Source organism: Klebsiella sp. MS 92-3 (assembly GCF_000195655.1).
Classification (GTDB): Bacteria; Pseudomonadota; Gammaproteobacteria; order Enterobacterales; family Enterobacteriaceae; genus Klebsiella; species Klebsiella pneumoniae.
In genome coordinates, this window is sequence record NZ_GL882833.1 from 8883 (window position 1) to 9179 (window position 297).

The window sequence follows — 297 nt, forward strand, 5'->3', positions numbered from 1 at the left end:
GCAGCGGCGCTCTCGCCGCTGCGCGTTTTGGACTGTACAGAAAGCTGCGTTCTCAGCAGTTCGATTTCATCTTCTTTCATCCGTAGCTGGGCGTTGTCTTTATCCGCCTGCAGGCGATAGGCTGCCACTATGGCCGCCATCTCTGGTGGCTCATTTTTTGGCGCAGCGGCGTCGTTAGCGGGGCCATGCGGCACTTTATCCGCGGCGGCCAGCCGGGTGGACAGAGATTGTTTATCGGCGTTAAGGGCTTTGACCTGATCGAGGGCAGCCTGCTGCGTCTTTTCCGCAGCGGCGAGG

General features: G+C 59.9%; 1 pseudogene. It reads right to left on the bottom strand.

From position 1 onward, the window contains the following. Window positions 1–297: pseudogene (locus tag HMPREF9538_RS08445) on the bottom strand (peptidylprolyl isomerase); the annotation flags it as partial.